This window comes from Vibrio sp. TAP-3B, from assembly GCF_057784735.1.
In genome coordinates, this window is sequence record NZ_CM173496.1 from 949,893 (window position 1) to 962,772 (window position 12,880).

At 45.1% G+C, this 12,880-nt stretch carries 7 protein-coding genes and 1 pseudogene; 3 read left to right on the forward strand and 5 right to left on the reverse strand.

Going from position 1 to position 12,880, the window contains the following annotated elements; translation table 11 throughout:
* Positions 1-49 precede the first annotated feature (49 nt).
* Together AC3D28_RS18770 and AC3D28_RS18775 are read right to left on the reverse strand one after the other, a co-directional pair.
* Positions 50-136, reverse strand: a pseudogene (locus AC3D28_RS18770) (cadherin-like domain-containing protein); the annotation flags it as partial.
* A complete protein-coding gene (locus AC3D28_RS18775) occupies positions 120-5,639 on the reverse strand; it encodes a VCBS domain-containing protein (protein ID WP_488536297.1) in 5,520 nt (1,839 codons plus the stop codon). The pseudogene AC3D28_RS18770 and the gene AC3D28_RS18775, both read right to left, overlap by 17 nt.
* A gap of 333 nt (positions 5,640-5,972) precedes the next feature.
* On the opposite strand from AC3D28_RS18775, the gene AC3D28_RS18780 reads away from it, so the two are divergent.
* The gene (locus AC3D28_RS18780; protein WP_488536298.1) at positions 5,973-6,803 is read left to right on the forward strand and encodes a sulfurtransferase; all 831 of its coding nucleotides are present in this window, start codon (positions 5,973-5,975) and stop codon (positions 6,801-6,803) included.
* A gap of 21 nt (positions 6,804-6,824) precedes the next feature.
* Entirely contained in the window at positions 6,825-9,104 is a 2,280-nt protein-coding gene (locus tag AC3D28_RS18785) for a bifunctional diguanylate cyclase/phosphodiesterase (protein ID WP_488536299.1), read from the forward strand.
* Between the two features lie 72 nt (positions 9,105-9,176).
* Here the strand turns inward: AC3D28_RS18785 and AC3D28_RS18790 are convergent, their stop codons facing one another.
* A complete protein-coding gene (locus AC3D28_RS18790; RefSeq protein WP_488536300.1) occupies positions 9,177-10,097 on the reverse strand; it encodes a M14 family metallopeptidase in 921 nt (306 codons plus the stop codon).
* A gap of 172 nt (positions 10,098-10,269) precedes the next feature.
* Between AC3D28_RS18790 and AC3D28_RS18795 the strand changes: the two genes are divergently transcribed.
* Positions 10,270-11,178, forward strand: a complete 909-nt coding sequence (locus tag AC3D28_RS18795) for a DUF808 domain-containing protein (protein ID WP_488536301.1) — start codon at positions 10,270-10,272, stop codon at positions 11,176-11,178.
* 85 nt (positions 11,179-11,263) lie between these two features.
* Here AC3D28_RS18795 and pyrC read toward each other — a convergent pair whose 3' ends face one another.
* Positions 11,264-12,292, reverse strand: a complete 1,029-nt coding sequence (gene pyrC / locus AC3D28_RS18800; protein WP_488536302.1) for a dihydroorotase — start codon at positions 12,290-12,292, stop codon at positions 11,264-11,266.
* 157 nt (positions 12,293-12,449) lie between these two features.
* Positions 12,450-12,614: a YqaE/Pmp3 family membrane protein gene (locus AC3D28_RS18805; protein ID WP_098413702.1), complete on the reverse strand. Its 165-nt coding sequence runs from the start codon at positions 12,612-12,614 to the stop codon at positions 12,450-12,452.
* Positions 12,615-12,880: the final 266 nt, after the last annotated feature.

Here is a 12,880-nt window from a genome sequence, read left to right on the forward strand (position 1 = left end):
TCGCTCCCGTATGAGCGATGCCACCGTGCCTATCGGCAACATCGTAAGTAAAGTGGACCGTTCCGTTATAACTAGGGTCGGGGTTAAAGGTAAAACTGCCATCTGAATTTGATACTAAGTTACCGTAAGTCTGCAGTTAAGTTTTGAACGTGTAACCAACCTCTATCGTTAGTGTCAACATCGGTAGCATTGGCGATTAATTCAGCTTGTGTAATATGTATTGAAGTATCTTCCTTACCTGAAGGTAAAGTGACTTCACCACTAACGGTTGGTACATCATTATTGCCATGCACAACAACGGATACACTTTTCGAGATATGGCTACCATCAGTTGACACCGCCTCAACCGTAAAATGCTCCCAATATTCGTCGCCGTCTCCTAGTTTTGTTGCTTTGTTTTGGTCAACGTCATAATGCCATTGTCCATCTGCACTTAGATGGAACGTACCATACCGGCCATTAAGGCCGGCTGTTGGTGTATGTGTCCAACTTACCGTATCGTGGAGGTCAACATCGTGTGCGACTACATTGCCGGAAACTGAAGCACCTGTTTGGGCATTTTCTACGACATGACCAAGTTCTGATTTGGAATCGATTACGACCCCATCCTCTGTGCCGTTAACCTTAACCGTAATAGGAAATTCAGTACCATCGGTTGCTATTAGCTTTATAGATTCGGTTAATGATTCACCATGCTTTAATTCTTGAACGTGAACATTATTATTGTCGCCAATATAACTCCAAGAATGCTCACCTTTGTGAGATCCACTTGCGATAGTGAGGAACTGGAATTTGCCATAAGGAGTCGTAACATCTAGGTCACTACCTATATTCCATGTGTATTGTTGGCCTGCAAATTCGACAGTGACTTGAGTATTAGGGCTGTCTACATCAGTAATTTGTAGCGCTTGCCAATCTACAGCATCCATAATATTGGCATTCGTAAACGTATGAGTGGCGATATCTTCAGTTGCATCACCATGATCAACGCCAGAAATAATGGTTTTGTCATCGACTGCGGCAAGTGTCGTACTCGCTCCGGTATGCGTAACACCACCATGCGCGTCTTGCACATCATAAGTGAAGTGAACTTGGCCGTTATAGTCTTTAGTTGGAGTAAATGTATAGGTGCCGTCTTTATTGTCGAGCACGGTGCCATGATCGGCTTGCAGGTTCGAGAGGGTAAGTTTACCAGCGTCGTTGTTATCGACGTCGACGGTATTGGCCAGCAACTGTGCAGTGGTGAAGGTCTGCGTCTGGTCTTCTTTACCGCTGTTGAGCTGCACTTCAGATGAACAGTATGGGCGGTCGTTGTCACCATGAATGGTGATATGAATATCGTGGGTTGTACCATCAGCGGATTGCACCGTAATGGTGTCGGTTAATGATTCACCGTTACCTAAGTGATCAATGGCTCGGCCAGTAGCGGTTTGTCCGATGGAGGCGTAATAGCTCCAGTCGCCGTTACTTTGCATGATGACTTGGCCGTGCGCGCCTTGATAGGTGCCGTTTTGGGCATGACTTTCTCCAGTATCGGCATCCACGATGGTTAAGTGACCTTCGGTATGAATGAGAGCATTGCTAAGCTCGGCAATGTTGCCATGCGCATGATCGGGGGAGCGATCGTCAACACTGGTGCCGCTGGTGCTGCCATCGGGGGCGGTATAGGCGCGGCCTTCGTGGACCTCACCCGTATCATCTCCAGTAAATGTTGCGGCATCGGCCACCGCATCGATGTGTAAGGTATTCTGTGTTTCGGTTGAATCAGTATGCCCGTCATTCACGGTATATTTGAATGCAACGTCACCATTGAAGTCAGGAGCCGGTACGAATTGCAGTTTACTGATATCGGCCGCCGCAATGGCTTGCCCTGCGTGAACGTCATGTCCATCGAGCACAAATTTACCTTGCGTGGCAGGGGGTAAATCAGTGATTGAAATAGAGTGGAGGGTATCGCCCGTATCAATATCAGAGAAGCCAAACTGACTGGCCTGCATTTGGTATTGGGTATCTTCCATGCCATTGGTTAACACCACCTTGGTAGCGGTTGGTGCATCGTTGGTTCCCACCACATCAATGTGTAAGTCATAAGGTGTGCCGTCGTAGCTGTAAACACGATAAACCACGGTTTCCACTTGGCCTTGGGCGAGGTGCTGCAGGCGTGCGTTGTCGACGCTGTAACCCCAACCGCCAGAACTGCTGATTCTTAACATCCCACCGAAAGGGTCATGAATCGCGCGCTCACCAAAGGCACTGTATTGAAACTTATCTTGACCACTGTCCGGATCGACTACTTGGAGTGCGCCATGGGCGATCTCGGTGGTTACCCCTCGATTGTGCGTACTGTAAGCGCCATCTTCGGTCACGCTACCGGTGGTGATTTCTGTAATAATGGCTTTATCGTCAGTGGGCGTTAGGGTCGTGGTCGCCCCGGTGTGAGTCGTCCCTCCATGAGCATCCACGACATCATATGTGAAATGCACCTTACCGTTGTAGTTGGCGTTGGGAGTAAAGGTATAGGTGCCGTCTTTATTATCGAGCACGGTGCCATGATCGGCATGCAGATTCGAGAGGGTAAGTTTGCCAGCGTCGTTGTTATCGACGTCGACGGTATTGGCCAGCAATTGTGCAGTGGTGAAGGTTTGCGACTGATCTTCTTTACCGCTGTTGAGCTGCACTTCAGATGAACAGTATGGGCGGTCGTTATCACCATGAATGGTGATATGAATATCGTGGGTGATGCCATCGGCGGATCTAACCGTGACGGTATCGGTCAACGATTCACCTTTACCTAAGTGATCAATGGCTCGGCCAGTGGCGGTTTGTCCGATGGAGGCGTAATAGCTCCAATCGCCGTTACTTTGCATGATGACTTGGCCGTGAGTACCTTGATAGGTGCCATTTTGAGCATGGCTTTCCCCAGCGTCGGCATCCACAATGGTTAAGTGACCTTCGGTATGAATGAGAGCATTGCTCAGCTCGGCAATGTTGCCATGTGCATGATCGGGGGAGCGATCGTCAACACTGGTGCCGCTGGTGCTGCCATCGGGGGCGGTATAGGCGCGGCCTTCGTGGACCTCCCCCGTATCGACACCAGTGATCTTCGCAGAGTTGTTCACGCCTGTGATGGTGATTGAGAGGTTTTGGGTACTGCTCGCGTTATGCTCATCGGTCACTGTTACTGGGATAGTGAGTGTTTTCGTGACACCTGATGCCAAAGATTGGTAAGCGGAATGACTAGGATTGAAGTTATAGCTTCCGTCTGGGGTCATCAACAAACCATCGATTTGCGGTGTGCTGTAAGTCAATGTGGCGCTTGTATCTATATCTTGACCAACCATTTGCCCATGGAGAACGCTACCGCCTTCAGTAACAGAGTGAGCCTGAGCATTAATACTAGGGGCATCGTTAGTACCGTTAATCGTGACCTTAATGGTCGATGGTGTGCCATCAACAGACGAGACGGTGAAGGTTTCTTCTACTTTATCGCCGACATTCAATTGATTAAACGCGCTGTTGGCGGTGAAGTTCCAATGACCATTGGCATCAATAGTAAGGTCGCCGTTAGTGCCGCTGATCGCATCAGGAGTGAAGGCGTTATCCGGATTATCGACATCGGTACTGGTTAACGTGCCTGAAGTGGTAATGGCCGTATCGGTTTCATCTACCGCAACAGTGGCCGTGCTAACCGTCGCTTTATCATTGGTGCCATTGATGGTGACCTTAATGGTCGATGGTGTGCCATCAACCGAAGACACAGTAAAGGTCTCTTCCACCTTGTCGCCGACATTGAGCTGATTAAAGGCGCTATTAGCGGTGAATACCCAATGACCACTCGCATCGATGGTTAAGTCGCCGTGGGTGCCGGTGATCGAATCAGGGGTGAAGCTGTTATCTGGGTTATCAATATCGGTACTGGTTAAGGTGCCAGAAGTCGTTACCGCGGTATCCGTTTCGTCAACGGTCACGGTGGCACTGCTGACTGTCGCGGCATCGTTAGTACCATTGATCGTAACTTTGATGGTCGATAGGGTGCCATCAAACGAAGACACAGTGAAAGTCTCTTCCACTTTATCGCCCACGTTGAGTTGATTGAAGGGGCTGTTAGCAGTGAATGTCCAATGCCCATCGGCATCAATGGTTAAATCGCCGTGGGTGCCGGTGATCGAATCAGGGCTGAAGCTGTTATCTGGGTTATCAATATCGGTGCTGGTTAGTGTGCCAGAAGTCGTCACCGCTTGGTCAGTTTCATCGATAGCTACGGTGGCGCTGCTGACGGTGGCGGCGTCGTTAGTACCGTTAATCGTTACCGTAACTTGATGTGTTGTGCCATCGGCCGAATGAACGGTGAGGATGTCTGTTGCAATCGAACCTTGCCCAAGTCTTTGAACGGCTGGGTTCCCGTTGTCTAAATCGTATGTCCACGCTCCATTTTTCGTGATAACCAACGTACCGAAATTGCCCGTCATTTGTGATGCTTGAAAATGGTCTTCTCCAAGATCAGAGTCCGTTACCAAAAGCTGTCCTTGAACTTGTGTCGTTAGATTTTCTGTTACTGCGCCGACATCCACACCCGTAATCACAGCATTGTCGTCGTTTCCGCCAATCGTCATATCGATCGTTTGAGGCGTGCCATCTTTGGTGTGAATAGTGAAGCTTTCGTGTAATGAAGTGGCCCCGATTAACGCTTGAACATTAGAGAGTGAGTTATCAACTTGATACTGCCAGTGCCCCTCTGCATCGATAGTTAATGAACCATACTTTCCTGAAATGACCTCTGGCTTCACCGAACTTTCATTTTGGTCAGGGTCTATGACATCAATTTTTCCGTTCGCATGTAACAAGCCTTGTGAGTCAATATTGTGATCTTCTGTGACGACCGCTTTCAGGTCTCCAGAAATACTTGGCGTGTCTTGCTTACCTTCGACTGGTATCTGAACAATAATGCTCGAGCCATTAGATAGATGTAACAAAAAATGGTCAGTGCCTTGTTGGTGCTGATTCAACAGGATGTATTGAGAAGAATTTGGATTCAGGACAAACGTGTATTGACCATTTACATCAACATGGAGCTCTCCGTATATACCTTTTATGACTTCTGGTGTGAAGGTGACGGGTAAAGTGGGGGTTGTAGGTGCACTTGAATGAGTCGGTTGGCCGTTACTTTCTGAGGAGATGATCGGTATTGATACCGAAGGAATGTAATGGACTTGCGGATGAGAAAGCGTCGACAAATGATGAGACGGGACCACGTGAGTGTTTGAGCCATGGGGAGCATGACTTACCCTTGAGGTCGAGCTTACGTGGGCTTCACTAGTTTGAGCTTCTTGATGAGTAACAGCTGATGAATCCGCTTTACCATGGTCATCGGTGACGTCTTTTTCTATTTCTATCACGCTATTTAGTGTCACTAAATCTACCACATCGCTGGAATTGTCTACATCCTCGGCAGCGGCGTGTTTAGCCAACGATGGCAATATCATCATGAGTGACTGAAAAAGTGGGATATTCACTTTTAGATGTGAATGTAATCTGAGCTTCTTTTTTAGTTTCGGTTTCTTTTGCTCTAGTTCATTATTTTTCTTATTCTTGATTACTGTATTTTTTTTGCTTGTCTTGACGTTTTTGTTATTAGCCATTTTCTCATCCGTGAATCTTGAGTCTACTTTTTTAAGTAAAATACATAGGTAGAGGTTTCGCTAGCTAATTAGATAATTTTTAAAGAAAACTTCAGAAGGTTATGTGGTTTGGAGTTCTGGTTTTCGTTATGCAGATTTATAATACAATCATCAAAGCGAGAAAAATCTAACTACCTTATTGATTTTGGTAACCGATAGTCAGGTTCGTAATGGATACCTTTTCAAAAATGTGAGTTGGTTCATCGCTACAGTGGTGGTATTGAGGATAACAACGTTATAGCCGTTGTTTATCAGCATTTATGTACTGAAAAAATGATAAAAAGGATTGCAAGCATGCAAGCATTGATAGAGGTAACAGAACTCTGCGCTTTATTAGACCAACCAAATGTAAAACTTCTAGACGCAAGTATTGATTTTAACATTCCTTCTGAAAGGAAAAAGATCACTAATAAATGGATTCCAGGTTCGCTCCGGTTTGACTATGACAATGACTTTTGTCTGCCTAATAGTATCCTTCCCCATATGATGCCAACGGAAGAAGGATTCAATACCAGCGCCCAAAACCTTGGCCTTAATAACGAAGATCTGATCATTGTATATGACAACTCAGGAACATTAGCGTCTCCTCGAGCTTGGTGGATGTTTAAAGCTATGGGTCACGACAATGTCAAAGTGCTCAACGGCGGACTCCCCGCGTGGATAGATGCAGGCTTACCTGTTCAAGAGATGCTATCAACCCCTAAGCCACCTGGCAATTTCTTTGGCAAGTTTAACCAACACGCCTTTTTGGACGCCCAAACTGTATATAAACACTCTAAGAATCAAAGCGCGATTATTGTTGATGCCCGCTCAAAGGCGCGTTTTTATGGTGAAATACCTGAACCAAGAAAAGGGTTACGCAGTGGCCATATTCCACATTCCGTTTGTCTGCCGTTCCAAGCATTATTGGACAATGGTTTTATAAAACCAGACTCACAATTGAAACAGACATTTAGTGAAGTAACCCTGTATAGTGATAAATTAATCATTTTTAGCTGTGGTTCAGGTGTAACGGCCTGCATTTTATTGTTAGTTGCATACCAATTAGGTTTGCGCAACCTATCAGTCTACGATGGCTCATGGACTGAGTGGGGCACAGATCACGCATTACCAATCACATGTTAATCTAGGAGTTACCGAAGCATCATGGTCGGGGTAAAGAAGAATATTTGGACATTATATATAGCGCTGGTTACGGTCAGTGTCGTACTGTTCGTGTTATTCAGCCGCTATCATTATGAATCGACCATAGATAAATATAAAGATAAGCAGACTTTACAAGTGGAGTTGTTTGCTGCAACGGTAAAGTCACTTTTGAGTGGGCAGGAGTCATTGCTTGAGGTTGTAGGGCATCATTTAATTGAGCGAAATAGTCTGACGGCACAAATGCCTCCTATGTTGGATAAAATGCTTAGTGTCCATCCTGAAATCATAGGCTTGAGCTTAACTAATCCCGCTGGAGATTACATTGCAGTAAGCTCAAATTTGATCTTGGAAACGCTGCACAATTTGAAACAATATCCACTGACTCGTGATACATTTCTTGCTGCACTGAATTCCAATCGCATGGTTATTGGTCGAACATACGTCATGCCAGCACAAGAGGCTTTAGTGATTCCAATCCGAAAAGCGATTGTAAATAAAGATGGGCTCGTTCAAGCAGTGATAAATGCTAACTTCAATATGAACTCATCGTCTGTTTTTACTAACGATATCCACTTAAATGAAAACAATCGGGTTGTGCTCACTCGCAATGATGGCTACCTGACTTTTAGTTCGTCTGAGGATGTGACTTTAAACGACTATCTAAAACCTGTAGATGACTTGGATAGACAAGCTGTTATCGATCAAATTAATAAAGATTCAGGCTGGGATATAGCGCAACTGAAGAAGCTGACACGAGCGCTAAATGTTGTAGTAGACAATTCACGCATCAGTAAATTAATCACATTGAGATACCTTCCTGACTATCAACTTTGGGCATCGTCTTCGACAGACTTAAGTTATATTAAGCGCGGATTTTACGAGCAGCTTGCACTTTATTCTATCGCTTTTCTTATCCTTCAAGCCGCTTTTTACGTGTTAGTTCGCTCCATTGCGCATAACGAGGATAAAACAAAACAACGTTTACTGTATCAAGCGCATCATGATCATCTTACCGGTCTGCCAAACCGAGACTATCTGCGCGCAAATATTCAACACTGGTTGCCCGGTATCGGTGGGCCCTTCTCTTTGATGTATATTGATGTCGACAATTTTAAGTCTGTCAATGATACATATGGGCATGAATTTGGTGACGAAGTACTTAAACAAGTATCAGCGCGCTTAAGTGACTTTGCTTGCGAAGGAAGGTTAATCATCCGTAAGGCCAGTGATGAATTCATTTTTCTGACGGATCGAATTGACAAAGAGAGTGTTAAAGCGCAGGCAAAACAACTGATAAAAGCATTATCAGAACTGTATGAAGTGGGTGACAATCAGTTCCTACTCAGTTGTAGTATCGGTATTGCCTGTTATCCACAACATGGTGAAAGTTTAGATGAACTGCTTCTATCCGCAGATATTGCTATGCATCAAGCGAAACAGCAGCGTAATGTATACAGTCTATTCGACCGAGAAATGCAAGCGACACATGTACGTAAAATGAGAGTGGAGCAGCGCTTAAGGCTAGCGCTAGAAGAGCAAACATTGTATATGGTTTACCAACCACAATTATGTGTTAATGGTGAGGTTTATGGTGTCGAAGCTCTGATTCGTTGGCAAGATGATGAGCTTGGTTTCGTTCCACCTAATGAGTTTATCCCCGTTGCCGAAAGCTCTGGTTTAATGGTGCGCATGGGGGAGAAGATCATTGATAATTGCCTAAGTGATGTGGCTAAATTAACCGAAAATATTGATAAACCGATCCAGTTGTCTATCAATATTTCAGTTAAACAGTTTATTCATGTTGAATTTATCACTAACTTTATGGCAGCGATTGAACAACACGGAATAGACAGTTCAAGAGTCACTCTGGAGATCACTGAAAATCTATTTATTGAAGACCTTGAAAAGTTCGCGCCGATCTGCGAACGCTTACACACTCTAGGCTTCAAACTCGCATTAGACGATTTCGGGACGGGTTACTCTTCACTCAGCATATTGAGGACTCTACCCATTGATGAAGTGAAAATCGATAAAAGCTTTGTCGATGATATTGAGCATGATAAAAAAGCACTGAATATGATCAAAAATATCATTTCTATTGGAAAAAACTTTGAAATGAAAGTGCTGGCAGAAGGGGTTGAAACGCATCAACAGCTCAATGAACTAAAAGCCTGTGGCTGTGATTTAATCCAAGGTTATTTCTACTCACAGCCGTTATCGCTTGAGGATCTGATTGCCTTTACGAAGCAGAATCAAAGCAAAGAGACCACAGTAGAATAATGATGATTTCTTTGCTTGAGGTGTGTGATTCACAGAGAAGAGTTCAATTTTCTTAGTAAAAGTTCGGGCTTATCATTTTGTTTTGGCAACAACATAGTCTAGGCCGCCCACAACCGCCGCAACTTGAGCGTTGTTGCATTCTTCGTCGGTCACTTTTGAGCTGTCTGGGTACACTTCTGTTGTAGTGCCGTAAATGCAATGGGTTACGCCGCCACACAGACCTAGCTTCACCATCGGATAGTTAATCACGCCAAACTGTACAACAGGTGAGCCAATGATTTCGCCTTTTTCATCTGCTGGTGCAATGTGCGTCACTTTCGCTACTGACTCAATCACCGCTTTTTGAAAATCTGGTTGAGGGTTTTCACTATCTCCAACCGTGTAAAAGCCGTCTGGGATCAAGCCTTCGATGTACTCAATGCCATCACGAGCGGCTAACGCTGGACGGAATTCGGTTTCATCAGAATCGGTCGTCTCGTGCAAATCAAAGTGCATTAATACGTCGCCCAAATCCGCGACGAGTTTCATCAAATTGGAAGATTCTTCCGCTGGACTGTCTGCGTAAAATGAGCGGTTTGGATCAATGGCGTTTGGGTTCCAGCGGTTGATGACTTCGTAGCCCCAAGGGCTAACACAAGGCGCCACCACAATATTAAAATGCTGTGCGTAACGCTCAGCTTCTGTTTCTACAAACTTGAGCGCGCCGTGCACTCCACTGGTTTCGTAACCATGGACGCCGCCAGTCACTAAAACAATCGGTTTGGCTTCATCCCAGTTACGTGTCTTAATGCAAAATAGTGGGAAGCGAGCTTCGTCGTACGAGAGTGCGCCATATTGCTCAACATCAAAACGGTGGCGAAGGGTATCGATTTTGCTCACAACGTCTTCTTGATAGCTGCGCTTGACTTCGCGCTGTGCTAACCATGTTTTGCGTTCTGCGTCACCCCAAGGTTGGTTAGGGGTACCGACGGGGTAGGTGTATCCGCTTTTCATCTATACTGTTCTTTTATGTGCTGAAAGGTACGACAAGACTAGACTGGTCTTATTGTCAGGGCAATAGTAAACGCGACCAGTATCGGTATTCTTTGTAAAATCAGAACTTTGCCAATTGCTTTGGTGGTGTTACATTTTGTTACTTACCCAGCTTCATATAAGGGATAGAAAAATGGCAGGAGCAAGCTTACTCACATTGTTGGATGACATTGCCACAGTGCTAGATGATGTTGCCTTAATGTCAAAAATGGCGGCGAAAAAGACCGCGGGTGTATTGGGTGATGACTTAGCGTTAAACGCTCAACAGGTATCTGGTATTGCATCAGAACGTGAAATCCCAGTGGTTTGGGCTGTGGCCAAAGGTTCGTTTAAAAATAAATTAATTTTGGTGCCGTCGGCTCTCTTAATCAGTGCCATTGTGCCCTGGCTGATCATGCCGTTACTGTTAATCGGAGGCTTATTTCTTTGCTTTGAAGGTGCAGAGAAAGTACTTGAGAAACTCTTCCCGCATTCACACTCTCACGAAGAAGAGAAAGAAGAGGTTGTGCTCACAGGTGAACCGATAGAGGAGTATGAAAAACGTAAAATAACGGGGGCTATACGTACTGATTTCATTCTCTCTGCTGAAATCATCGTGATTGCGTTAGGCACAGTGACGGGGACAAGCTTTGTCACTCAGGTCTTAGTGGTGAGTTTAATCGCTGTGGTTATGACGATCGGTGTTTATGGTTTAGTTGCTGGTATCGTTAAGTTAGATGATTTAGGCCTTTACCTTGAGATTCGCTCGAAAGGAAAAGGCTTAATGGCAAAAGTGGGGGGCGCGTTAGTCGCCTTTGCACCAAAGTTAATGAAAATGCTCACTGTGATAGGGACGGCAGCCATGTTCTTGGTTGGTGGCGGTATCGTTGTTCATAACGTGCCGACCATTCACCATTTCGTCGAACCTATTATCATGGATTTTAGCCATTATTCCGTTGCCACCGCCGTTCTCCCGATTTTTTTGAATGGCGTTATTGGGCTTATTGCAGGTTTGTTAGTCGTGGCTGTATGGGCAGGGGTAGAAAAGATTCGTGGGAACTGATCAAAGCCTATTTGCCTAGAGGGAGAAAGGGTCATGAGTAATATCATGACCCTTATTAATATTCAGAGGGCCTGCAAAGCATCGACTATTTTATTTTCCACTCAATCTGTTGATTTGCACGGATAGGCATAACGATGTCATTCCCAAAAGGCATACTTTCAGGCACATCCCAAGCCGATTTTTCTAATGTTACCGTATCCGTATTACGTGCTATACCGTAAAAATCAGGGCCGTTGAAGCTTGCAAACGCTTCTAGGTTGTCAAGTTTGTCTGCTTTATCGAATACTTCCGCATACAGTTCCAGCGCTGCGTGTGCAGTGTAGGAGCCAGCACAGCCGCAAGCAGACTCTTTAGCGCCTTTAGCATGAGGGGCGGAGTCTGTGCCTAAGAAGAACTGCTTGCTACCGCTGGTTGCCGCTTCGATCAGCGCTTGCTGATGGGTGTTGCGCTTAAGAATAGGTAAGCAGTAGAAGTGAGGCTTAATACCGCCTACAAGCATGTGGTTACGATTAAAAAGAAGGTGGTGCGCGGTAATGGTCGCCGCAACGTTGTCTGAAGCGTTTTTCACGAAATTTACTGCGTCGGCGGTGGTGATGTGTTCTAGAACGATTTTTAAATTAGGGAAGTCATTAACGATAGGAGCAAGCACGGTATCAAGGAACGCTTTTTCTCGGTCAAAGATATCAACATCGTGATGCGTTACTTCGCCGTGAACTAAAAGCAACATGCCTTCTTCTTCCATCGTTTCAAGAACGTGATAAATGTTCTTTGCATTCGTGACGCCAGAATCAGAGTTGGTCGTTGCACCAGCAGGGTAAAGCTTCGCTGCGACAATTTTTCCTGTGGCTTTGGCTTTACGGATTTCGTCGGCTGTGGTGTTGTCCGTTAGGTAAAGCGCCATTAAAGGTTTGAACTGCTCGCCGTGTTGTTCTTTTAAAATTCTATCGCGGTAAGCTAAGGCGAGTTCGGTATTGGTAACAGGTGGGACGGTGTTGGGCATGATCAGGGCGCGGCCATTGTAGCGGCTGATATCGCGGACGGTGTCTTTTAGAACTTCCCCGTCGCGTAAATGAACGTGCCAGTCGTCAGGACGAGTGATAGTCAGTGTTGTCATTAATTGCTCCCACCATTTAAAAAGTTGTCTGATTGGAGCCTAAGCACTGGGTTGGCTTTTGAGCAAACGCTTGCGCTTAGGCGACAGGATGATAGAGGAATTGCCCTCATATTTCATCCCATTTTTTATTTGTCTATATTGATGGCAGGGTTGTTGTCTATTTCATCGTTAACCAGAGCGCGTGAATCGTACCTGGAAGGAAGAAGAAAAACGTTAGAATTAAGTTGATCAAGAAGTCTTTATTCAGGCCTTTTTCCATGTACACCGCTACAGGTGGAAGAAAGATACATAGCAGAATTAGAATCAGTTTTCTTGTATCCATGGTTAAACTCCAAGTTAATGAGTGAGGGTCGTCAAACAATCGGGTTTATTATGCGTGTTGCTTCATTTTGTGATCAAATAATATTTGGTCATATCGGTGTTAAAAGCGTGAATGTTTAGAGTGAGTAAGACTTATAGTTATAGCTAAATAATCTCAACATACCAAGCTAAGCGAAAATGATTCGCTCTACTGACGAACGGCAATTTATGTGCCTGATGTTTTCAAACCCCCAACTCGTTCAGAGTACAGTAAGCCAATGACAAGGT

What these genes read in the sequence shown, in the direction of transcription:
- AC3D28_RS18795 (WP_488536301.1), top strand. Translation starts at nt 10,270, where the DNA reads ATGGCAGGAGCAAGCTTACTCACATTGTTGGATGACATTGCCACAGTG.
- pyrC (WP_488536302.1), bottom strand. Translation starts at nt 12,292, where the DNA reads ATGACAACACTGACTATCACTCGTCCTGACGACTGGCACGTTCATTTA.
- AC3D28_RS18790 (WP_488536300.1), bottom strand. Translation starts at nt 10,097, where the DNA reads ATGAAAAGCGGATACACCTACCCCGTCGGTACCCCTAACCAACCTTGG.
- AC3D28_RS18785 (WP_488536299.1), top strand. Translation starts at nt 6,825, where the DNA reads ATGGTCGGGGTAAAGAAGAATATTTGGACATTATATATAGCGCTGGTT.
- AC3D28_RS18775 (WP_488536297.1), bottom strand. Translation starts at nt 5,639, where the DNA reads ATGGCTAATAACAAAAACGTCAAGACAAGCAAAAAAAATACAGTAATC.
- AC3D28_RS18780 (WP_488536298.1), top strand. Translation starts at nt 5,973, where the DNA reads ATGCAAGCATTGATAGAGGTAACAGAACTCTGCGCTTTATTAGACCAA.
- AC3D28_RS18805 (WP_098413702.1), bottom strand. Translation starts at nt 12,614, where the DNA reads ATGGATACAAGAAAACTGATTCTAATTCTGCTATGTATCTTTCTTCCA.